Annotated in this window: 18 protein-coding genes; 12 read left to right on the top strand and 6 right to left on the bottom strand. The window is 41.7% G+C overall.

Annotated features, from left to right (window positions below):
- The first annotated feature begins 20 nt into the window (after nt 1–20).
- The 11 genes from HMPREF1528_RS06015 to tpx all read left to right on the top strand — a co-directional run bounded on the left by HMPREF1528_RS06015 (nt 21) and on the right by tpx (nt 9,766).
- A complete protein-coding gene (locus tag HMPREF1528_RS06015; protein WP_016479044.1) occupies nt 21–2,426 on the top strand; it encodes an FtsK/SpoIIIE family DNA translocase in 2,406 nt (801 codons plus the stop codon).
- A gap of 30 nt (nt 2,427–2,456) precedes the next feature.
- The gene (locus HMPREF1528_RS06010; protein WP_016479043.1) at nt 2,457–3,650 is read left to right on the top strand and encodes an aspartate aminotransferase family protein; all 1,194 of its coding nucleotides are present in this window, start codon (nt 2,457–2,459) and stop codon (nt 3,648–3,650) included.
- Nucleotides 3,651–3,829: 179 nt separating this feature from the next.
- Nucleotides 3,830–5,002: a nicotinate phosphoribosyltransferase gene (gene pncB, locus HMPREF1528_RS06005; protein WP_016479042.1), complete on the top strand. Its 1,173-nt coding sequence runs from the start codon at nt 3,830–3,832 to the stop codon at nt 5,000–5,002.
- 32 nt (nt 5,003–5,034) lie between these two features.
- Complete coding sequence (locus tag HMPREF1528_RS12230) at nt 5,035–5,235, top strand: hypothetical protein (protein WP_002673515.1); 201 nt, start codon at nt 5,035–5,037, stop codon at nt 5,233–5,235.
- 58 nt (nt 5,236–5,293) lie between these two features.
- On the top strand, nt 5,294–5,839 hold the full coding sequence (locus HMPREF1528_RS06000) for a Smr/MutS family protein (RefSeq protein WP_016479041.1): 546 nt from the start codon (nt 5,294–5,296) through the stop codon (nt 5,837–5,839).
- A complete protein-coding gene (locus HMPREF1528_RS05995; protein WP_016479040.1) occupies nt 5,840–6,520 on the top strand; it encodes an ABC transporter ATP-binding protein in 681 nt (226 codons plus the stop codon).
- A gap of 41 nt (nt 6,521–6,561) precedes the next feature.
- Complete coding sequence (locus HMPREF1528_RS05990; RefSeq protein ID WP_016479039.1) at nt 6,562–7,005, top strand: PepSY-like domain-containing protein; 444 nt, start codon at nt 6,562–6,564, stop codon at nt 7,003–7,005.
- Nucleotides 7,006–7,081: 76 nt separating this feature from the next.
- Nucleotides 7,082–7,528 carry a PepSY-like domain-containing protein gene (locus HMPREF1528_RS05985; RefSeq protein WP_016479038.1) on the top strand — a complete coding sequence of 149 codons (447 nt, stop codon included), beginning with the start codon at nt 7,082–7,084 and terminating at the stop codon, nt 7,526–7,528.
- Nucleotide 7,529: 1 nt separating this feature from the next.
- Nucleotides 7,530–7,964, top strand: coding sequence for a PepSY-like domain-containing protein (locus tag HMPREF1528_RS05980; RefSeq protein ID WP_016479037.1), 435 nt, complete (start codon nt 7,530–7,532; stop codon nt 7,962–7,964).
- A gap of 2 nt (nt 7,965–7,966) precedes the next feature.
- Nucleotides 7,967–9,196 (top strand): NAD(P)/FAD-dependent oxidoreductase, encoded by a 1,230-nt coding sequence (locus HMPREF1528_RS05975; RefSeq protein WP_016479036.1) that lies wholly within the window; start codon nt 7,967–7,969, stop codon nt 9,194–9,196.
- Between the two features lie 72 nt (nt 9,197–9,268).
- Entirely contained in the window at nt 9,269–9,766 is a 498-nt protein-coding gene (tpx, locus tag HMPREF1528_RS05970) for a thiol peroxidase (protein WP_016479035.1), read from the top strand.
- Nucleotides 9,767–9,821: 55 nt separating this feature from the next.
- Here tpx and recJ read toward each other — a convergent pair whose 3' ends face one another.
- The gene (gene recJ / locus HMPREF1528_RS05965; protein ID WP_016479034.1) at nt 9,822–11,516 is read right to left on the bottom strand and encodes a single-stranded-DNA-specific exonuclease RecJ; all 1,695 of its coding nucleotides are present in this window, start codon (nt 11,514–11,516) and stop codon (nt 9,822–9,824) included.
- A gap of 93 nt (nt 11,517–11,609) precedes the next feature.
- Nucleotides 11,610–12,473 carry an RNA polymerase sigma factor RpoD/SigA gene (locus tag HMPREF1528_RS05960; protein ID WP_002673542.1) on the bottom strand — a complete coding sequence of 288 codons (864 nt, stop codon included), beginning with the start codon at nt 12,471–12,473 and terminating at the stop codon, nt 11,610–11,612.
- Between the two features lie 101 nt (nt 12,474–12,574).
- Between HMPREF1528_RS05960 and HMPREF1528_RS05955 the strand changes: the two genes are divergently transcribed.
- Nucleotides 12,575–13,570 (top strand): glycosyltransferase, encoded by a 996-nt coding sequence (locus HMPREF1528_RS05955; RefSeq protein ID WP_016479033.1) that lies wholly within the window; start codon nt 12,575–12,577, stop codon nt 13,568–13,570.
- 211 nt (nt 13,571–13,781) lie between these two features.
- On the opposite strand, the gene rsgA is transcribed toward HMPREF1528_RS05955, so the two are convergent.
- Genes rsgA through HMPREF1528_RS05935 form a run of 4 tightly spaced genes read right to left on the bottom strand, consistent with a single transcriptional unit; the run spans nt 13,782 to nt 20,620 of the window.
- Nucleotides 13,782–14,720 (bottom strand): ribosome small subunit-dependent GTPase A, encoded by a 939-nt coding sequence (gene rsgA, locus HMPREF1528_RS05950; RefSeq protein ID WP_016479032.1) that lies wholly within the window; start codon nt 14,718–14,720, stop codon nt 13,782–13,784.
- A 3-nt stretch (nt 14,721–14,723) separates the two neighbouring features.
- Nucleotides 14,724–15,233 carry a CvpA family protein gene (locus HMPREF1528_RS05945; protein ID WP_016479031.1) on the bottom strand — a complete coding sequence of 170 codons (510 nt, stop codon included), beginning with the start codon at nt 15,231–15,233 and terminating at the stop codon, nt 14,724–14,726.
- Nucleotides 15,234–15,257: 24 nt separating this feature from the next.
- On the bottom strand, nt 15,258–18,236 hold the full coding sequence (locus tag HMPREF1528_RS05940) for a reprolysin-like metallopeptidase (RefSeq protein WP_016479030.1): 2,979 nt from the start codon (nt 18,234–18,236) through the stop codon (nt 15,258–15,260).
- A gap of 50 nt (nt 18,237–18,286) precedes the next feature.
- Nucleotides 18,287–20,620 (bottom strand): reprolysin-like metallopeptidase, encoded by a 2,334-nt coding sequence (locus tag HMPREF1528_RS05935; RefSeq protein WP_016479029.1) that lies wholly within the window; start codon nt 20,618–20,620, stop codon nt 18,287–18,289.
- Nucleotides 20,621–20,679: the final 59 nt, after the last annotated feature.

Here is a 20,679-nt window from a genome sequence, read left to right as displayed (position 1 = left end):
GAAAAAACGCTTAACTATAAATGGCTAAAAAGAAACAACCACAAGAAACACAAAAGAAGAAGAAGGATACTAATAAACCTCAACAGCGCAAATTGGCTTTTGGCGTATTTTTAGTACTGCTATCGCTGTATTTGGTATTTACCTTTTCGTCATTCTTCTTCTCGTGGCAGACTGACCAAAGTGGATGGGCAGATTTGAGCAATCGGGAAGAAATTGCTGACAATATAGGCAGTAAGATAGGAGCCTATTTGGGGCAGTTATTTGTATATAAAGGTTTTGGACTGGCAGTTATCTTTCCTGTGTGGCTTCTATTTCTCTCAGGGATGAAACTTATCCTGAATATGAAAAAGTCATTGCTAAACCGCTGGTTCTGGGGGATTCTGTTAATGGTATTCACTTCAACCGCCTTAGGATTTTTGGGAGGGAAAGCTACCATATTAGCAGGTGTTTCGGGCTATGAACTAAACCATTTTCTACAAGACTATTTGGGCAAATTGGGCACTATACTTCTTTTGGTACTTATAGTGGTACTCTATGCCATTTTCAAACTAAATCTCACTACTGAAAAGACTGTTAGTTTCTTCCAAAACACATTTTCTAAACTGAAACGCGAAGGAGAAGAAGAACAGGAGCAAGGCGATGAGGAGGAAAACAGCTTTGAAAGTATAGAAAAAGAGCCTAATTCCATAGAATTTACTACTGATGAGGGCGATTTAGACTTTATCATTCCACAGGGTGAAAATGAAAAGTTAGACCCTTTTACCCATAAAAAGGAAATTCCGCGCCTTGATGGACAAGAGGGAGGATTGGAAATCACTAATATTCCCGAAGAGGAACAACCTGATTTTACGGTAACGCCTACTCAGCCAACAGAGGCAATAGACCCCGAGGCTCTGGCTAAGCAATTGGTAGAGAACTATGGAGAGTATGACCCAACGTTAGAACTTAGCGATTACCGTTTCCCTACACTCGACCTCTTAGACGACCCCAAAGACAGTGGTATTGTTATTAACCAAGAGGAATTGGAGGAAAACAAGAATACAATCGTACAAACGCTGAACGATTACAAAATTAAAATAGAGAAGATAAAGGCGACCATAGGTCCTACCGTTACTCTTTACGAAATTGTACCCGAAGCGGGGACACGTATTGCAAAAATCAAGAACTTAGAAGACGACATAGCTCTTTCATTGGCAGCACTTGGTATTCGTATTATCGCACCTATTCCAGGAAAAGGTACGATAGGTATTGAAGTGCCAAACAAGAAGCCTACAATGGTGTATATGCGCACGATGATTACCGCACCGCGATTCCAACACGCCGAAATGGAACTGCCTATCGCCTTCGGAAAAACAATTAGCAACGAAACTTTTGTAGCCGACCTTACCAAAATGCCTCACCTACTAATGGCGGGAGCAACCGGACAAGGTAAATCAGTAGGGATAAATGTAGTGCTCAGTTCGCTACTCTACAAGAAGCACCCAGCCGAAGTGAAGTTTGTGTTAGTAGACCCTAAAAAGGTAGAACTCTCGATATTTGAGCGTATAGAACGTCACTTCCTCGCTAAATTGCCCGATAGTGAAGAAGCAATTATTACCGATAACAAAAAGGTGGTGAACACGCTAAACTCCCTCTGTATAGAGATGGACAACCGCTACGAACTGCTGAAAAATGCCCAAGTGCGCAACATCAAAGAGTACAATGCTAAGTTTAAAGCGCGACAGCTAAACCCTAACGAGGGACACCGCTTCTTACCTTACATCGTATTGGTGGTAGATGAGTTTGCCGACCTGATAATGACAGCAGGCAAGGAGGTAGAACTTCCTATTGCACGATTGGCACAGCTTGCCCGTGCCATTGGTATTCACTTGATTATCGCTACTCAACGTCCATCGACCAATGTGATTACTGGTATTATTAAAGCCAACTTTCCTACGCGTATTGCCTTTAAGGTAAGCTCTAAAATCGACTCTAAAATCATCTTGGACGGCTCAGGAGCAGAACAGCTCATTGGACGAGGTGATATGCTCTACTCGCAAGGAAATGAACCCGTACGTATACAATGTGCTTTTGTAGATACCCCCGAAATAAAACACATTACTGACTTCATTGGGGCACAGCGCGCTTACCCCGATGCGTACTTGCTTCCTGAGTATGTAGGACCTGAGGGAGAGGGTGTAGATTTAGACTTCGACCCCTCGGAGCGTGACCCTATGTTCCGCGAAGCTGCCGAAGTGGTAGTGAATGCGCAACAAGGTTCAGCTTCCCTCTTGCAACGCAAACTGAAATTAGGTTACAACCGCGCGGGTCGCCTTATCGACCAATTAGAACACGCCGGTGTAGTAGGTCCGTTTGAAGGCAGTAAGGCAAGACAAGTGCTTATTCAAGACATTGTAAGCTTGGATAGATTATTAGACGGGCAATAGTGAAAAATGAAAAAGTTAAGAATGAAAAGTATGAATCAACAGCAAGATTTTTTAAAATATCAAGCCCCCACCTCGCCTTATCCACAATTGTTGGAAGTAGAACGCGCTGAGGGTAGCTATATCTATACTACCGATGGCAAACGTTATTTAGATTTTGTGGCAGGCGTATCGGCTTGCACCTTAGGGCATTGTCACCCTGCGGTGGTGAAGGCTATCCAAGAGCAGTGCGCTACCTATATGCACGTAATGGTCTACGGCGAGTATGTACAAAAACCGGCGGTAGACTTCTGCAAACTCCTCGCCGAGCAGTTACCACCAGAGCTCAATACTACTTATTTGGTAAACTCGGGTACGGAAGCTATTGAGGGCTCGGTGAAATTAGCCAAACGCGCTACGGGTCGCACTCAACTCATTGCTGCCAAAAATGCCTACCACGGGAATACACAAGGCTCAATGAGCCTAATGGGTTATGAAGAACGCAAACGCGCTTATCGTCCGCTGATTCCCGATGTAGATTTTATAGAGTTCAACAACGAAGCCGATATCCTGAAAATCACCGAACGCACAGCAGGTGTGGTCTTGGAAAGTATCCAAGGGGGAGCAGGGTTTATCGAACCCCAAAACGACTATCTCATCAAGGTAAAACGCCGTTGTGAAGAAGTGGGAGCCCTGCTTATCATCGACGAGATACAACCAGGTTTCGGGCGCACCGGAAAGCTCTTTGGTTTCCAAAACTATGGCTTTACCCCTGATATTATCGCAATAGGCAAGGGTATGGCAAGCGGTATGCCGGTAGGGGCATTCGTGTCGTCGTATGAGCGTATGCAACTCTTGGCACACAGTCCTAAAATGGGGCATATCACTACCTTTGGAGGCAACCCCGTGATAGCAGCAGCCTCGTTGGCAACTCTCAACCAGCTCCTCACTACTGACCTGATAGCTCAAACTTTGGAGAAAGAAAAACTCTTCCGCAAGTATTTGCAACACCCACTCATTGAGAGCGTAAATGGTAAAGGATTGATGTTAGCGGTTATCGTTAAGACTGCCGAAATCGCCGATTTTGTAGTGAATTACTGTCAGGATAGAGGACTCATTGTGTATTGGCTCTTGTTTGAACACCGCGCCGTACGACTTTCTCCTCCACTTACTCTTACAGAAGAAGAAATAAAAGAAGGCTGTGATATTATTATTGAAGCATTGAATCAGGTAGAGAAATCATTCTAAATTATTGCTATCTACATTTAATTTCTTTTTAATCGAATCTAAACCAAAGCTAAGACGAAAAATAGGTGGAATAGAATTAGGAAGCAATCGGTTATAATTGCAATTTATTTATTATCTTTGCCCAAAATAAGTTTTTTGAACTTACTAATTATCCATTGTAAATTGTTAATTGAAAATATATGTCTGCAATCCTAAACTCATTATTAGACAACGATTTTTACAAATTCACTATGCAATGTGGCGTAGTGCAGTTATTTCCTAAAAACAAGGCACGTTACACTTTTATCAACCGTGGCAAACACGAGTTTCCCAATGGCTTTGCTGAGGCTTTGAGAGAAGAGGTGAACAATATGGCAAAACTAAAACTCACCAAAGCTGAAAAGCAGTTTTTGATAGATAACTGCCCCTATTTGAGTCCGCTGTATTTAGACTTTTTAGAAGGGTATCGCTATGACCCTTCGGAAGTGCATATCGAACAAAACGGTAGCGACTTGCAGGTAACTGTTGAGGGCTACTGGTATCGCACGATACTTTGGGAAGTACCCCTGCTTTCTATAATTAGCGAGCTCTTCTATAAACTCACCAAAGCGACCGCTTGGACAGACGAGCAGGTGATAGCTAATACTCGTGAAAAAGAACTGTTATACAAAGAATTAGGAGTGGTATTTGCCGAATTTGGCACCCGTCGTCGCCATTCGTATCACGTGCACGACATCGTGATGCATACCTTAATGGAAGGCTACAACCAAACTTTTATAGGCTCTAGCAACGTGCATTTTGCGATGAAATACAAGGTAAAACCCATAGGTACTCACGCTCACGAGTGGTTTATGTTCCACGCAGCTGAGTACAGCTACAAAATGGCTAATGCACTCTCTCTCGAACACTGGGTAGATGTGTACCGTGGTGACCTTGGGGTAGCACTATCCGATACGTATACTACCGATGTGTTTTTCAAGCAATTCGACAAGAAGTTCAGCAAGTTGTTCGACGGTGTGCGTCACGACAGTGGTGACCCTATAGTCTTTGCCGAAAAGACAATAGCACACTACAAGAAGATGGGTATAGACCCACTCTCTAAATACATTATCTTCTCTGACGGACTTAACCCTAAAAAAGTACAAGCAATTACCGAAGCTTGTAAAGGTAAAATAGGTATTTCATTTGGGATAGGTACCGACCTCACTAATGATGTAGGCTTACGTCCGATGAACATAGTGATGAAGCTCACTGGAGTACTTACCAGCGATAACGAGTGGGTACCTACTGTAAAACTTTCAGATGAGCCTAATAAGCACACGGGCGACCCAAGAATGATTGAACTCGCAAAAGGAATATTAGCAATTAGCTAATTAGCAAATGAGCAAATTGATAAATCGAATTTATGAATTATATATTAATGATTTTAGGGATATTGGTAGCACTGTCGCGTTATCTTTTTCCCAAATACGACCAAGCGTTACTCATCATAGGCATAAGCCTACTGATGATAGGTATCTATCGCATTTCGCGCAACCTATCCTCAAGAAATGAGGAAGATTTTCAAGACCCAGCGACGAAAATAAGAAACCCAGAAGATAATTAGCAAATTAACAAATTAACAAATAAACTGCCCGTGCGGCTCGCACCTCGCACCTCGCACTGTGAACATAGGAGATCACATAGAAGTATTAGACGATACCATTAAAGGACACATCGTGCGCCTTACGCCTCAGCAGGTAACAGTGCTTACCACTGAAGGGTTTGAGCTCACTTTTCGCCCTGAGGAAATAATAGTTATTGAAGAGGAAGCGCCTTTAAAAGATGCTTTTACGAATATAGATGAAGAGAGTTTGCGCAAAGATGTGGTGAGCAAGCGCAAGAACAAATCGCCACTCACTAAAAAAGAGCGTAACATTCCTCCAATGGAAGTAGATTTGCACATTGAGCAACTGGTCAATTCTACTAGGAATATGACCAACTACGATATGCTTACCCTACAACTCGAAACCGCTCGCCGGCAGTTAGAGTTTGCCATTGCACAGCGTATCCAGCGGGTTGTGTTTATTCACGGAGTAGGTGAAGGCGTGTTGCGCACCGAATTAGAATTCCTGTTGGGGCGTTATTCTAACGTTACTTTCTACGATGCCGAATATGCCAAATACGGCATAGGTGCTACCGAAGTATATATCTATCAAAATGCCAAATAAATGATTCAAGCTACCAATATTCATAAAACTTATAAAGATTTAGAAGTGCTCAAAGGCGTATCGGTGAACGTTTCCAAAGGCGAAATCGTATCAATAGTAGGAGCTTCAGGAGCAGGAAAAACTACCCTGTTACACATCTTAGGTACTTTGGAGAGTCCAGATACCAATAAACCATCGTCGTTGGTGATTAATGGTACGGATATATTGTCGTTATCCTCCAAAGCCTTAGCAAAATTCCGCAATGAACATATCGGATTTATCTTTCAATTTCACCAGTTGTTGCCTGAGTTCACTGCTTTGGAGAATATCTGTATTCCTGCACTCATCAAAGGGATAAGTAAGAAAGAAGCCGAAAAGCGCGCGATGGAGCTCTTAGACTTTTTGCACCTCACCTCGCGTGCCGACCATAAGCCCAATGCCCTTTCAGGAGGCGAACAACAACGAGTGTCGGTAGCACGTGCCCTGATGAACCACCCTTCGGTAGTATTCGCTGATGAACCCAGTGGGAACCTCGATTCCGAAAGTGCTGAAAAACTACACCAACTCTTTTTCCAACTGCGTAATGAATTCCAGCAGACATTTGTAATCGTCACCCATAACGAAGAATTGGCTACTATGGCAGATAGAAAGCTAGTGATGGTAGATGGAAGGATAATTATTCCCAATTCTTTCCCAAATTAGGTAGTATCTTTGCCCCGTTAAACTTAAAAACAGATTAAACGATGAAAAAATTAGTATCAATTATCGCCACTTTTTTATTGACTGTAATAGCAGTACAAGATTTGTCAGCTAAAGACACTCCTATTACTTTTGGACAATTGCCAGCTAAGGTGCAAGCTTTCGTGAAACAACACTTTAAAGTAAATGATATCGCATCGGTATGGAAAGACGACGATTTCCACGACCAAGATTACAAAGTGTATTTTAATGATGGCACTCAAATTGAATTCTATAGCAATGGCGACTGGGAAGAAGTGAAAACTCGCACTCAGGCTGTACCTGCAAAACTTATTCCTAATGGTATCGCTCAGTACGTAAAGAAAACCTACCCTCAAACGGATATCTACAAAATCCAAAAGAAACGCTATGGCTATGAGGTAGAGCTCGCTAACGGACTCGATTTGGAATTCAATGCTAAAGGACAATTTTTAAGAATAGACGACTAATAAAAAGTACCATTCATTTGGTACTTTTTTTATTTTTAGCTACCTTTGTCGCCTTAAACATATCAATTATAAAAAGATGAATACATTCAAAACATTATCAACAGTAGTCCTCTCTTTACTTGCTTTTGGAGTGGCTACCGCTCAAGACGAAGGCCTCGTACCTATAAGTACTTTGCCTGCCAATGCACAAAGTTTTATTAAGCAACATTTTTCTGCTAATAGCATCGTTTCGGTATGGCAAGATACCGAGAAAGGCAAAGTAGAGGACTACACCGTGCTCTTTGCTGATGGCACAGAAATAGAGTTTCGTGCTGATGGCAATTGGAAAGAAGTGAAATCACGCAACGGACAAGTTTCACCCAAGATTGTTCCTACAAAAATTACTAAGTACGTGCACAAAAACTACCCTAATGTAATCGTTAAAGAAATTAAAAAAGGGCATATTAAATACGAAGTAGACCTTTCTAACGGGGTAGAACTCATTTTTAACTTAAATGGTAAATTCTTAAAAATAGACGACTAAAATGAAACGTTTTTTATTACTCATTGCTGCTACACTTACCTTCAGCGTATCCTCAGCACAAGACAAAAAAGTAACTTTTAACGACCTTCCTGCCGATGCTATCAACTTTGTGCGCGAGCATTTCTTGGTAGACCACATCGCTTCGGTATGGAAAGACACCGATTACAAGGACGAAGAGTATACCGTCATCTTTCGCGATGGGCTTGAAATAGAGTTTAACGGAGATGGCGATTGGAAAGAGCTTAAAGCTCGTCACGGCAAAGTGCCCGATCACGTAGTACCCGAAAAAATATTAGCACACGTACGTGCCACTTTCCCTTTTGAATCTATTAAAGAAGTATCGCGCAACCTTAGTAAAAAGAAATATGAAGCAGAACTTACCGACGATCAAGAACTCAAATTTGACGATAAGTTCAACTTTATTGGGGTAAAATAACTATGTACGACCTTCTTATTATCGGTGGAGGAGCTGCTGGCTTCTTCACCGCTATTAATACTGCTGAAAAACACCCTAACTTTAAGATTGCTATCCTCGAAAAAAGCAAAGAAGTACTCCACAAAGTGCGCATTTCGGGCGGAGGACGCTGTAACCTCACCAACGCTACTTTTACTCCTCAAGAACTTGTAAAGAACTATCCTCGTGGCAATAAGGAACTCCTCAGTCCCTTCTACCGTTTTATGTGTGGTGATACAATGAACTGGTTTAAAGCTCACGGTGTCCCTCTCAAAACTGAAGCTGATGGTCGTGTATTTCCTATTTCTAATACTTCGGAGAGCATTGTAAATTGCTTCCTCAACGAAATAAAAAGACACCATATAGAGCTCTTCACTGAGCAGAATGTACAAGCCTTCTCTCCTACTCCCGGAGGTTGGCAAGTAAGTACGCCCAAGCAGACCTACATTGCTCGAAATGTAGTCTTTACCACCGGCAGTAACCCTAAAATATGGCAATTGTTAGCTAATTTGGGGCATACTATCATAGCACCAGTCCCTTCGTTATTTACCTTTCATACTTCCACCCAATGGACAAAAGAACTATCGGGTATTGCTGTAAATGCCTCTATACGTTTGCTTAGCAAAGAAGGAAAATCACTAAAAATAACTGAGACTGCTCCACTACTCTTCACCCATACAGGTTTTAGCGGACCTGCGGTATTGCGCGCCTCGGCTTGGGGGGCTCGTGTGCTTGCTGAATGTAACTACCAATGCTTAATGGAAGTAAATTTCACTGCTAACGTCGTAGAGGCGCTTTCTTATGACGAAACGCTCTCTGTTCTCCAAGAGTTTAAACAAAACAACGGACGCAAAGCAATGCAAAGCTTCTCACTTTTTGAACTCCCCAAACGCTTATGGTCTGCTCTTTTAGAAAATGCAGGTATCGCTCCTGAACAAGTGTGGGCAGAAATCAACAAAGCACAATTGCGTCGGCTTGCTGAAGCTCTTACCCAATATCGTTTTCCCATAGAGGGCAAAGCTACCTTCAAAGAAGAATTTGTAACAGCAGGTGGTGTAAAACTCTCTGAAATCAACTTTAAGACTTATGAGAGCAAGCTACATCCTCAGCTCTATTTGGCAGGAGAAGTACTCGATATTGATGCTATTACTGGAGGGTTTAACTTCCAAAATGCGTGGACGGGTGGTTATATCATTGCAGAAAGTATTCAATAATAATCCTATTATAAACTTAATCCTTGGCATTATTTTTGTTTATTTTCATATTATTAATAATAACTATATTTTATGGCAAATATTACGTTTCACGAACAACCAGCTCATACTGTTGGAGAACTTCCCAAAGTGGGTACTATAGCTCCTAATTTTTCAGCTGTAAGGAATGATTTAGCTGAAGTAACACTCAAAGACTTTCAAGGGAAGAAAGTTGTACTAAATATTTTTCCGAGTGTAGATACGGGGGTATGTGCAGCTTCTGTGCGCAAATTTCACGTGGAAGCTTCTAAATTCAGTAATGTAGCTATCCTTTGTGTATCTAAAGACCTTCCTTTTGCACTTACTCGCTTTTGTGCTGCTGAAGGAATAGATAATCTCACTATGCTTTCAGACTTTAGAGGTGATTTTGCAAAGCATTACCCTATTGTCTTTACTGATACTCCCTTAAAAGGGTTATTATCACGTTGTGTAATAGTTTTAGATGAGCAAGGGAAAGTGGTTTATACAGAACAAGTAGCTGAAACCACAGACGAACCTAACTACGTTAAAGCGTTAGAGGCTTTGAAATAGGTAGAGGAACAAATAAAAAAGAGGTTATTGGAATAGTATTCTAATAACCTCTTTTTTATTTTATATCTCTTATTTGTAACTGCAAACTTACTCTGCCATTCCACTGATTTTCTTCTATTGAATATACTATGCTGAAAGGTCTGCCAGAGGTTACTATGGGGAGTTTATGTGCTAAGCCAAAGCCCACTGCATCGTAATACGAGGTAGTACCTACTTCTTTTAAGGTGAGTTTTAAGTGTTCTTCATCTTTACCGATACGTTTGGCAAAGCCGGTATCTATTACGCTTTCGGCATAGAAAAGCGGAGGGAGATTCAGAGGACCGAAAGGCTCGAACTGTTTGAGTACGTTATACAACTTTTGGGTAAGTTTGCTCAATGGCAAAGCGGTATCTATAAAGAGTTTGGGAATACGAAGCGAAGAGTCTATGGTTTGCTTTACTACTTCTTCAAAGGCATTTTTGAAAAGCGGATACTGTTCAGGGCGCAAAGTGAGTCCGGCAGCGTATTTATGACCACCAAACTGCTCCAAATACTCACTGCATTGTTCCAAAGCTTCGTAAATATCAAATCCTTGTACCGAACGCGCTGAAGCAGCATACTTATTACCACTCTTAGTAAAGACTACCGTAGGACGATAATAATGCTCTATAAGGCGAGAGGCGACAATGCCTATCACCCCTTTATGCCATTCTTCATTAAACACTACCGACGTATAGTGTTCTTGCTCGCCATTTGCCTCTATTTGGTTGAGAGCTTCGGCGGCGATACTGCTGTCCAGCTCTTTCCTATGTGTATTGAGTGCGTCTATTTCCTTAGCTTTAAGTACGGCTTGTTCTTCATCGGTTTCGGTGAGGAGAGCAACGGCGTATTTGCCGTGTTCTATACGTCCTGCTGCATTCACACGAGGTGCTGCTTTAAACACTACATCGGTTATGGTAATTTTACCTTGATGCTCACCAAAAAGCGCTTTTACGCCTGCCGATGGATTATTATTGAGTACTTCTAACCCAAAGTACGTCAAGCAACGGTTCTCACCGTCCATTGGTACGATATCGGCAGCAGTAGCAACGGCTACTAAGTCTAAAAGAGGAATGAGTTCGCTGAACGGGCGTTGTAAATACTCGTGATAAGCTTGGGCTAATTTAAACCCTAAACCACAACCACAGAGTTCTTTATATGGGTACGGACAATCAGCTTGCTGGGGGTCGAGCACGGCAATAGCATCTGGCACTTGTTCCGAAGGACGGTGGTGGTCGGCAATGATAAAATCAATCCCTTTTTCTTTGGCATATTCTACTTTATCAATGGCTTTGATACCGCAGTCGAGCGCAATGATGAGGGTACAACCTTGCGCCTCGGCATAGTCTATTCCTTGAAAAGAAATACCATAGCCTTCGGTATATCGGTCAGGGACGTAGGTGTGCAATTTAGAAGTGAAGTTGCTAAGATAGCGCTCCATTAAGGAAACGGCACTAGTACCATCAACATCGTAATCGCCATAGATAAGGATTGTTTCATTACTTTTTAAGGCTCGATCTAAACGAGCAACGGCTTCTTTCATTCCTTTCATCAGAAAAGGATTATGTAATTGTGAGAGTGTAGGACGGAAAAAATCTTTTGCTTGCTGAAAGGTCGTCACGCCTCGTTGTGCTAAAAGAATCGCCAAAGGCTTACTGATGTTGAGCTCTTGTTGCAAAGTAGCGACAATGGCTTGCGGTGGTAGTGGTTTAAAGTTCCAAGTGTAGTCCATTATTTAGGTAAGAGATAAGAGGTAAGAAAAAAACTTTGCCAAAGTGTGAAACTTTGGCAAAGTGTGTGATATTATTGCTTGTGTGGCTCGCACTTAGCCTAAGTATGTTTTTAGAATTTTACTACGGGAAGTGTGTTTAAGGCGACGTATTGCTTTTTCTTTGATTTGACGTACACGTTCGCGGGTGAGGTCGAAGGTTTCACCTATTTCTTCGAGGGTCATTGCGTGCTGGTCGGAAAGACCAAAATACAAACGAACTACATCGGCTTCGCGAGGGGTAAGCGTTTCGAGCGCGCGCTCTATCTCGGTGCGCAAAGAATCTAATATTAAAGCTTTATCGGGGTTAGGTGACTCGTTACTGCGAATCACGTCGTAAAGGTTAGAGTCTTCTCCTTCTACCAAAGGTGCGTCCATAGAAATGTGGCGACCTGCATTCTTCATAGATTCCTTCACATCATTTACCGACATATCAAGTTCGCGTGCAATCTCTTCGGCTGAAGGTACACGCTCGTTCGCCTGCTCGAGGTAAGCATACATCTTGTTAATTTTGTTGATAGAACCTATTTTATTCAGCGGTAAGCGCACAATACGGGATTGTTCGGCTAAGGCTTGGAGAATAGATTGGCGAATCCACCATACGGCGTAGGAAATGAATTTGAATCCACGGGTTTCGTCGAAGCGTTGTGCTGCTTTGATGAGCCCTAAGTTCCCTTCGTTGATAAGGTCGGGCAGGGTAAGCCCTTGGTTTTGGTATTGTTTAGCTACTGATACCACGAAGCGCAAATTGGCTTTGGTAAGTTTTTCTAAGGCGGCTACATCGCCTGCCTTAATGCGTTGTGCCAATTCTACCTCTTCATCAGCAGTAATCAAATCTACACGACCAATCTCTTGCAAATACTTATCAAGAGACGCAGTTTCACGGTTGGTTACCTGTTTGGTAATTTTTAGTTGTCTCATTCAGAAAAAATCCTTAATTTTGTCGATTCTTATACGCATATTATACGTATGGTATTATAGAGATGTTACAAAATCTTTTAATTTTAACATTACTTTAACAGATGAAATATAGTTTTATTATCCCTATATACAATCGCCCTGAGGAACTTGACGAACTGCTAAACAGCCTTGCATCACAAACTTACGAAGGTGATTTTGAAGTAGTAGTAATAGAGGACGGTTCTACTATTACCTCAGAGCAGATATGTGAAAAATACCAAAACGATTTGTCGATTACTTATCTTTCTAAACCTAATACAGGTCCGGGCGACTCGCGCAATTACGGTATGCAACGCGCTCAACACGATTATTTTCTCATTTTAGATTCCGATTGCATTTTGCCTTCTCATTATTTGGAAGCAGTAGATGACTTCTTGCAAGCCCATTACGTAGATTGTTTTGGGGGCTCGGATACTGCTACTGATGACTTTACCAATATTCAGAAAGCTATTAACTATACGATGACTTCTTTGCTGACTACGGGGGGCATTCGCGGTAGCCAAAAGCGTATTCAGCGGTTTGAACCTCGCAGTTTTAATATGGGTTTATCGCGTAAAGCTTTTGAGGCGACGGGAGGTTTTGGGAAAATACACCCTGGTGAAGACCCTGATTTAGTGATACGCCTTTGGGAAAAGGGTTTTGATTCGGCTTTTATTCCTACCGCTTTTGTGTTTCACAAACGGCGCATTTCGTGGGCGAAATTCCGTACCCAAGTGAGTAAATTTGGACAAACGCGGGCTATCCTTAACCATTGGCACCCACAAACGCGCAAGCTGACTTTTTGGTTGCCTACTTGCTTTGCCTTGGGACTTTGTGGCGCTATACTGTTAGTCTTTTTTGGACACATCGCTCCCTTGCTTGTATACGTTTCTTATTTTATATTGATAGGGTGGGACAGTGCCCGAGAGAACCGCAGTGTGAAGATAGGATTTTTATCGGTTTGGGCGCTTTTGGTACAGTTTTTTAGTTATGGTTGGGGATTTCTCAGAGCAACATTAAAAATAGCTTTCGTTAAGAAATCAATCGAAACTCTTTTCCCACATTTATTCTTTAAATAACCTCTTTTTTAGTAGTAGGGAGCTTATAGAAAGCTTATAGGAAGCTTATACGAATCTTGGACGATTGGTATAGGATAGCTATATAAAGATTTGATTTTCAAACTGCTATAAAGGATATTTACACAGAAATAAAACGAAAGAAAACAGACCTCCAATAGGAGGTCTGTTGTTTGTAAGAGGGAGGTGTTTTATTTTAATATTGTTTTTTGCGTTACTCTCCTTCGCCTTCTCGGTATACGCTTTCTTCACCTTTTAGGATTTGGAGATAGCTTTTGTAGCGCGACCAAGCGATTTCATCGCGGTCTAAGGCGGCTTTTACAGCGCATTGGGGTTCATCGGTATGGAGACAATTATTGAACTTACATTGGTGTTTGAGAGCGAAAAACTCGGGAAAATAGTCGGTGAGTTCTTCTTTTTCGATTTCTACCATACCAAAGCCTTTGATACCTGGAGTATCGATAATGCGTGCCCCAAAAGGCAAATCAAACATCTCGGCAAAAGTGGTAGTGTGCTGACCTTGCTGATGTTGCTGAGAGATTTCGGCAGTTTTGAGATGTAAATTGGGAGCTATGGCATTGATGAGGGTAGACTTGCCCGCACCAGAATGCCCTGATACCACGCAGGTTTTTCCTTCCATAGTAGCTTTTACCTTATCGATATTTTCGCCCGTAGTAGCCGAAATACCTATACATTCATAACCTGCCTTGCGGTATATTGAAGCAAGGTATTTCACTTCGGTGAGCTCATCTTCTGTATAAGTATCTACTTTGTTGAAAAGCAATACGGTTTTGATACCATAGGCTTCGGCAGTTACCAAAAAACGGTCGATGAAAGTAGTAGAGGTAGGCGGATTGTTGAGGGTTACTACCAAGAAAGCGAGGTTGATATTGGAAGCGATGATATGAGTTTGCTTAGAGAGGTTTACTGATTTACGAATGATGTAGTTATCACGTTCTTTTATCTCGGTAATGACGCCTCTGTTGCTCTCTTCCAAACGAAAGAGCACGCGGTCGCCCACGGCTATGGGATTTGTGTTCTTAATGCCTTTTAGGCGGAATTTGCCTTTGATGCGACACTCGTAGAATTGCCCCGTAGCGACGTCCTTCACTGTATACCAGCTTCCTGTAGATTTATAGACTAACCCTTCCATTTATTATTCACTTTTCTCTTCTTTTTTCTCTTTCTCGGGAAATACATTGGCGTATACTACTTGACTGATACTCTTTACGGGTTTGTACAGAAGAGATTCACTCAAAGCGGAGACTGAGAGCCACTTTTCGGTTTGAAAGGTACGCTCTAAAAACAAGAACATCGACCCTGCAATTACAGCCACTTTGAGTAAGCCAAACAAGGCTCCTGCTAAACGGTTCAGAAGACCGAGTTCGGCAATTTTAAGCATCTGGGTAAGGACTTTAGCTAAGAGCATTACCCCCAACATTAATACAATGAGAGTAATACCAAATGCAAAGATCTCCAAGGTTTGCTTTTCGGCAGGTAGAATCTTGTCTAACAACGAGGCTGTAAAGAACGAAAAGTGTATTGCCCCATAGATACCTATCACAATAGCTAATAGCGATGCCATTTCGATGATAACCCCTCGCATAAAGCCACGTACAGCTCCGAAAGCCAGAATTACCAGTAATAAAATATCTATCTTATTCATTCATCAATTATATTTTAGTAGTATCTATTTTACGTATAAAATTCCTTTTTTGGTTTGTTGTTGTCCTTTGAAATAATAGGTAACCACATAGAAATAAGTACCTGCTAAGCGTTTGCTACCTACCACTCCTTTTACGTTAGGGTAGCCCCTGAAATAGTCACCATTTTGCTGATAGTGGTTATTTTCGTACACTTTTAAGCCCATTTCATCAAAAATAAGTAATGAGATAGGGCGATCTTCATCGGCATTTTCTACCTTGAAATAGTTCTCGGGATTAGTAGTTGAGACAGCATTATATATTATAAGTGCTGCAGAGGGTGATTTGGACGGGTCGGACGGATTAGGTTGCGGTTGTGGGTTGGGTTGAGGTTGTGGTTGAGGTTGTGGTTGAGGTTGAGGATTTTGAGCGTTAGGGTCAATAGTGATTACTTGTTCATAACGGTTTTCGTTATGAGCGCTATCTTCTACGAACCACACGTAGCGCACTATTTTTTTACCGTCTTTGTCTTCACTGCTTTGGCTAGATACTACTTGTAAAGCCCCATCACAATTATCGGTTGCAGTGAGGTTTTCTCTTACAGGTACATCGGCGTCGCTCTTTACGGTCATACTTGGAGGGTAAGACGAGAGCACTGGTTTTTGAGTGTCCCTGAGGAAAATTTGTTGGGTATAACGGATAGGCAAAGCTCCATCGGCATAGGCTATCCAAGAGCGAGTGAGTTTATAGGACTTACGGTCGCCTTCTCTAAACTCTTCTTCATAGTCTATGTGAATATCATCGGCACCCTCTGCTTTTACTTCAGCTTTGGCAGGGATATCGCCTCGACATTGTACGTGTTTATCCTCAGGGAGAGGGGCTACAAAACGCAAGGTTTTAGTAGGCGCTTCTTTTTCGTAATAGATAAATTGCTGTGCTGTAGCAGAATAGTTGCATTTATCTTTTGCTACCCATTTGCGCAATAAATAGGTAGTATGGTCTTCTTCTGAAAAAGTTACCTCAGCTTTTTTATTAGTACCACAATAATGAGATTCGGCGATAACGTTAGGTTTTTCGGGAATAGCATTCTTTTTAACAGTTATCACAGGCTCAGGCAAATTTTTAAAGGTAATATCAGGGCTTTGCATATCCAAAATGCCTGGAGTGTCAGTGCTCACAGCATAGGCAATATGGTTGAGTACTTCTATTTTAAAGAGTCCTTCTACAAAAAGATTATAATTTTTCCACCCTTTAGCTTGTGTAGGGAAAATGACAGTAGCTTTTCCGTTATTAGGTATTCCATCAGCTAATACATATTTGTAGGTTTTTCCATAATCATCTGAAAAGAGAATACGCACTTTGCTATCGTTGCCAAAAACATTTTTATCTACACTCCAATTAATAGTAACTTCTTTACCTCGTTTGTATCTAACACTACTTTTACTTACAGAAGTAATCCTAAAAGGCGTTCCCCCTACTATATTCACTTTGGTTTCATAGACATCATAGAGCGCTACGTGAGGTTTTCCGTTTTTGTAAGCTCCTATTTTACCATCGGATACACCTAACCAAAAGGTAAAGACACCGGTTTCATTTTCTTTGGTGAACTTATAAGGAACAGCTTCCCATTCATTAGTGTTATTATTTTTTCTATAGGGTTGATAAAACTCTATATGGTTGCTTTCGGTAGGGCGATTAGAAGGGAAACGCGCTTTGCCAAATTGATTAAAATCGGCTTGATGTGCCATATAGAGAAGGGGGTCGCCATCGGGGTCGATTGCTTCTATATTGAATTGAAAGTAAGTGTTAGGGGGCAGTTTGTATTCCTTCTTTAATGTAGAACGTTGGATCACAGGGGCACGGTTAGTAGAAACTTCACCGTAAGGGATATTGTCCTGTGGCAAGCCTACCAACTGAGTACGGGCTTTATCGCTATAATAAGCATCGTGCAAATTGGTACGATTGCGGATGGTGTATATAGACGGAAGTGAGAAATATGTGCCGTTAGGGTCGTTGATGTAACTCATAATAGAGTTCCCTCTATCGGGCTCGGTATGAGAAGAAGCTGTTGCTCCTCCTATGGTAAAAGTGTGTGCGGAGCCTAATAAGTGTCCTAATTCGTGAAGGATGATATAAAACTCGTGATTGGCGATACAGCCTCCTTTTAGCTTTCCTGTAATTTCACCCAAATGCGCCAAACCACGGTTATCACTGTATATAGAAAAGACAATACCTGCATCGTAATTCTCTTCGCCTATAAGATTATTAAAATCTGAAGTCGCTCTATTCAATACCTCTCTCACCACAGGGTGATCGTATACTTCTTTGTCTTTAGTAGTGATGATAAGGCGAGGGTCGTTCACCAAAGCAAATTGACAACCAATCTCTCTACCACATACCTCGTTGAGTCCTGCCTCTACTTTTGTCATAAATTCTTTTACCTTATTTATATCACCATAACAACGTTCCTTGTAGAAACTGTAATCGATGAGCATAGCCAAACGATAGGTTCTGAGTACATTAGTATTGTAAAGCACTCTTTTGTCGTCAGACGGAAGTGTCTCTTCGTGCAGTATTGCCCCACGTGCAGTCATTGCGTTAGTAGGTACTATTTGCATAGGTAGTTTTTGGGAAGTGGACGTTGTGGCTTGGGTGCACTGTCCATCGGCGCAAGTGCCACAAGTGAAGTGCTCTTTATTAGTAGTAACTTTGAGCATTCCGTTTTCAGTATTGATGAAATAAGAATGACCGTTGTGCCATACTTCACCTGATAAGGTAGTTTTATTCATTGAGAGCGTTCCTGCAAAATTGCCATTGTGATAGGCTACAAAAGTGCGGAAGCCTTCTTGGGCAAGGCTATTGGGGCGTGCTTGCCAGTTGAGCGATATAGATTTTCCTTCGATAGGAACATTCCATTGTACTGAGGTGTTTGTACCAAAAAGGCGTATCACCTCAGTAGCTTTTTGTTGTGCATTTATGGTTCCTGCTACGAAGGACCAGAGTAGTAAAAGTCGTGATATTTTCATTTGTTGTTAGTTATTAGTCGTTAGTATTAGGTAAGAGGTAAGAATTCCGATTATCTTACATATAGGAATCCTTTCTTTTCTTCTAAGTTACCATCTTTATAATAGGTAACTATATAGAAATAAGTACCTGCAAGAGGTTTGTTACTTATAGTTTTTAGATTAGAGTAGCCCCTAAACACTTCACCGTTTTTGCCGTAATAGTTGTTCTCGTATACTTTGAGTCCCATTTCATCGAAGATGAGCACCGAGATAGGGCGATCTTCGTCAGCATTTTCTATTTTAAAATAGTTCTCGGGGTTAGTGGTTGAGACAGCATTGTATATGATTGCTGTTGCATTAGGTAATGTTGATGAGTCAGAAGAGTCTGACGGACCGGGTTGAGGTTGCGGGCTAGGCTGTGGTTGTGGGTTAGGTTGGGGTTGAGGGTTGGGCTGAGGTTCTGGTTCTGGCGTAGTTTCAGGTTTTGTAGGGTCTTTTTGTATCATAAAACCTCCTACGTGATAAGGCTTTGTACAAGACAATGCATAAGCCAAGCCATCAATCACTTCTATTTTGATGATGCCTTGTCCTCTTTGTTTGCCAAAATGTCCGCGAGTAGTACCTACGGATATATTGGGAAGCTCTACTTGGCAAGTGCCATTATTAGCTACTTCTTTTTTCAATACATACTTATAGGTTTTACCAGAGTCAGTTGAAAGAAGGATACGCACCTTACTATCTTTGGTAAAAATAGCCTCATCTACCTGCCAATGAAGCAAAATTGTCTGACCTCCTTTGTAGGTCTTGTTCTGCTCCCAACTACCATTGTCGAAATTTTGTATTTCAAAAGGTTTACCTTTGACTATTTTCACTTGTACCTCTTCTACATCGTATTTCACTACGTGGTTGCTATTGTCTTTGTTATGATCGGCGGCAGCTAACCAAAAAGTGAAAGTACCTTCTTTGTAAGAATCGGCAGCTCCTATAGGTACAAAGGTATTGCGCTCACTCTCAAACCAAGTAGTTTCAAAGCGTATATTTCTTTCAGCTTTTCCCTTATAGGTTATAAAGCGAGCGTTGGATTTGGTAGAGTGAAAACGCCTATCAGCGGGGTGAGCTATATAAGTAAGCGCATCGCCTTCGGGGTCAGTAGCGTTCAGATAGAATTGAAAATAAGTATCTTCAGGGATAGTGTAGGTTTTCTTAATGTGCGTTCTATCAAGCACAGGGGGGCGATTGTTACTCTTTACTCCATAAACAAGGTTAGAGCCTGTGCCCTCTACACGCTTACCTGCTTCTTGGGTGCGCGCTTCATCGGCGTAATACGCCATAGAGTTACCCAAGAATTTGCGTATTTCTTGCAGACTTATAAGCGAAAAGAAATCGCGCGGGTGCTCGTGACCGTAACTCATAATCGATTGACCTGATCCAGTTTCGGTTTTACTGGAATACTGTCCTCCGTTAGAGAATGTATGGTCTGCCCCAAACATATGTCCTATTTCGTGGGCAATGGTAGAAGGCTTTATGGGGCGTGCTGCCGCATTGGCTTTTTGGTGTTGTTCATAAGCCGCATAAACCGCTGCTAAACCGTTGTAGTTCTCGCGATAATCGGTGATAATCACCGCTATATCGTATTTGTTTTTATCGTAACGTTTGTTGAGAGTGATAGTACCGTCATTCACCACATCATTAGCAGGAGTGCCTCGGCGGAACATTTCTTTTTCAGGGGTAGTGATGATAAGCGCTTCATCGTCTACTAAGGTGAAATCTACACCTACATCATTCCGATATAACTCATTCAAAAAGGTAATAGTAGCATACCAAAACGTTTTGATTTTATGTACATCTCTATTGAAACGCTTAGAGTTGTAATAACTATAATCTACTGGTATTGCCAAGCGGTAATGCCTAAACACCCCATCAGTGTGAATGAGCGCTTTAGGATAAAGTGAATTGTAAATCTCGGGTTGCTCGATAGGAGGGTCGTTCTTATCTTCATTGCCTTCGGGAAAGAAATTGCGGGCAGTGAGGGCTTGTTTTCCCAAAGAACTCGCACCACAATCGTGTTCATCGGTTACTGCCTCGACAGTGAGCATTCCTTGGGCAGAAGTTCCCAATACATAGGAGTTTCCTCTGTAAAACACTTCACCGCTTAACTGCTGTTTATCAAAGCTGATAACGCCCACAAAATGGTCTTGGTAGTAACCTACAAACGAGCAAAATTCCTTAGAAGTAGTTCGCGCTTGCCATTGTACGAGCATAGAAGGTGAGTTAGGAATAGGGGGTGCCCATTCTACAGAAGGTTTTTCAGCAAAAAGAGCTATAACACTTTGGATATTAGTTTGTGCATTGGCTACCTCTATGCTTAGGCATAGCCAAAGTAAGTAGTGTAGTATATGTTTCATTAGTTTGGCTTAAAAAAACGGCGCAAAGGTACAAAACAATTAACAAATAGCAAGCAAAA

Origin of the sequence: Capnocytophaga sp. oral taxon 336 str. F0502 (assembly GCF_000411575.1) — a bacterium.
Lineage (GTDB): Bacteria > Bacteroidota > Bacteroidia > Flavobacteriales > Flavobacteriaceae > Capnocytophaga > Capnocytophaga ochracea.
Note: the sequence above shows the minus strand (reverse complement) of the source record. Positions and strands in the feature narration are given on the sequence as shown.

Bases quoted from the DNA above. Each gene is read 5' to 3' on its own strand.
- HMPREF1528_RS06015 (WP_016479044.1), top strand. From the start codon at position 21: ATGGCTAAAAAGAAACAACCACAAGAAACACAAAAGAAGAAGAAGGAT.
- HMPREF1528_RS05960 (WP_002673542.1), bottom strand. From the start codon at position 12,473: ATGAGACAACTAAAAATTACCAAACAGGTAACCAACCGTGAAACTGCG.
- HMPREF1528_RS05980 (WP_016479037.1), top strand. From the start codon at position 7,530: ATGAAACGTTTTTTATTACTCATTGCTGCTACACTTACCTTCAGCGTA.
- HMPREF1528_RS12230 (WP_002673515.1), top strand. From the start codon at position 5,035: ATGAATTATATATTAATGATTTTAGGGATATTGGTAGCACTGTCGCGT.
- HMPREF1528_RS05990 (WP_016479039.1), top strand. From the start codon at position 6,562: ATGAAAAAATTAGTATCAATTATCGCCACTTTTTTATTGACTGTAATA.
- HMPREF1528_RS05995 (WP_016479040.1), top strand. From the start codon at position 5,840: ATGATTCAAGCTACCAATATTCATAAAACTTATAAAGATTTAGAAGTG.
- HMPREF1528_RS05940 (WP_016479030.1), bottom strand. From the start codon at position 18,236: ATGAAAATATCACGACTTTTACTACTCTGGTCCTTCGTAGCAGGAACC.
- recJ (WP_016479034.1), bottom strand. From the start codon at position 11,516: ATGGACTACACTTGGAACTTTAAACCACTACCACCGCAAGCCATTGTC.
- HMPREF1528_RS05945 (WP_016479031.1), bottom strand. From the start codon at position 15,233: ATGAATAAGATAGATATTTTATTACTGGTAATTCTGGCTTTCGGAGCT.
- HMPREF1528_RS05935 (WP_016479029.1), bottom strand. From the start codon at position 20,620: ATGAAACATATACTACACTACTTACTTTGGCTATGCCTAAGCATAGAG.
- HMPREF1528_RS06010 (WP_016479043.1), top strand. From the start codon at position 2,457: ATGAATCAACAGCAAGATTTTTTAAAATATCAAGCCCCCACCTCGCCT.
- HMPREF1528_RS05955 (WP_016479033.1), top strand. From the start codon at position 12,575: ATGAAATATAGTTTTATTATCCCTATATACAATCGCCCTGAGGAACTT.
- HMPREF1528_RS05975 (WP_016479036.1), top strand. From the start codon at position 7,967: ATGTACGACCTTCTTATTATCGGTGGAGGAGCTGCTGGCTTCTTCACC.
- tpx (WP_016479035.1), top strand. From the start codon at position 9,269: ATGGCAAATATTACGTTTCACGAACAACCAGCTCATACTGTTGGAGAA.
- pncB (WP_016479042.1), top strand. From the start codon at position 3,830: ATGTCTGCAATCCTAAACTCATTATTAGACAACGATTTTTACAAATTC.
- HMPREF1528_RS05985 (WP_016479038.1), top strand. From the start codon at position 7,082: ATGAATACATTCAAAACATTATCAACAGTAGTCCTCTCTTTACTTGCT.
- rsgA (WP_016479032.1), bottom strand. From the start codon at position 14,720: ATGGAAGGGTTAGTCTATAAATCTACAGGAAGCTGGTATACAGTGAAG.